At 45.1% G+C, this 1,314-nt stretch carries 1 protein-coding gene; it reads right to left on the bottom strand.

All coding sequences use genetic code 11. The annotated features are described in order from the left end of the window. Positions 1–19 precede the first annotated feature (19 nt). Complete coding sequence (locus tag BQ7483_RS00120; RefSeq protein ID WP_072544395.1) at positions 20–1,063, bottom strand: IS110 family RNA-guided transposase; 1,044 nt, start codon at positions 1,061–1,063, stop codon at positions 20–22. Positions 1,064–1,314 lie beyond the last annotated feature (251 nt).

Below are 1,314 nucleotides of genomic sequence, written 5' to 3'. Positions count from 1 at the left end.
TCATTCTGTTTTCTATGATTTACGCAAATGTAACAACATCTTTTTGCAATAAGTTAACACAACTTGTAGGACTTCCCTTCACATAGTCCCAACAGAAAGGTGTTTTGTTGCGTATGACAGCGAACAGTCGATGTATTGTTTTATTGCGTATGTTATTGACTATGAATCCGAAGGGTTTTCCTTCCGCTTTTTTTCTCTGTGCATACTCCTTTGTCCGGGGATTATGTGTTAACAACGAGAGTGCACCTTGTGTGAGCAGGGAATTGACATAACGGTTCGATGCCTTGCTCACTCTGGGCTTCTTGTTGATACTTGTGCCGGATGAATGTTCATGGGGAACACATCCCGTATGGTTGGCATACTGGCGGGCGCTATCGAATCTCGTAAAGTTTCTCGTATCCAGAATGATGGCTGATGCTGTTACCCACGATATGCCGGGGACGCTGAGCGCCAGTTCCGTATTTTCCTTGAACTCGTCTTCTTCCATTAGAGTTTCACGTATCTCTTTCTCCAAGGACTTGACGGACTCCATAATGGCTTTCATCACTTTCCGAAGGGCTTTGGATGCTTCGGAGGAGGCCTTTGACGTACTGCCGGAGAAATTGCGTAATTTGACCTCACATTCCTTCAGCATTCTTCTTGTCAGATGGAGTTCCCGCAATTTTTTCAGACCTTTGTCGGGAAGGGTGCATCCCTTTGCCTTGTCACGGTGCCGGCAGGCGTATTCGGCAATCATGCGCGCATCAAGTCTGTCCGTCTTGCTGCGCTGTATGCCGCTGCTCAACTTGATCTGAAGCGGATTCTCCAGCCAAAACAAATATTTCCTTTGGGTGAAGCATTCAACGACCTCCATGCTGTACATCCCGGTATTTTCACCGCAGAACAGGAAATCGGCCGCTTTCAGCCCCTTGTACAGACTACGTAGGCGGCCTGTCATCTGGGCACATCCCTTGCGGCTGTTTTCTACCTCGCCTTCCTGAAGGATAGACATACTTTCACTTTCCATGCAGCAGTAATTCATTTTTTCCTTGCTGAAATCAATTCCAATGATTAACTTTGCCATATTCTTTAATTTTTAAACAGGTCAGCTACAACAGCCGTGAGCCATCTCCCTTAACTACCATTACCTTTAGGGTAAAAAGGCAAAGTTTTCTATGTGGCTTTTTGACTGTTAACTGCAAGGTCCAAAACAGAATATAGATTTTATCTGGAACGAGCATGGTTTACCTTGCAGTTGGCTGGTCTGTTTCTTTCACACAACAAAAGTAATCATTCCAACCGTATTTCCTTTTATTGCGCAAATCTAAGGGAACG

This window comes from Mediterranea massiliensis, from assembly GCF_900128475.1.
Lineage (GTDB): Bacteria > Bacteroidota > Bacteroidia > Bacteroidales > Bacteroidaceae > Bacteroides > Bacteroides massiliensis_E.
Note: the sequence above shows the minus strand (reverse complement) of the source record. Positions and strands in the feature narration are given on the sequence as shown.

Bases quoted from the DNA above. Each gene is read 5' to 3' on its own strand.
- BQ7483_RS00120 (WP_072544395.1), bottom strand. From the start codon at position 1,063: ATGGCAAAGTTAATCATTGGAATTGATTTCAGCAAGGAAAAAATGAAT.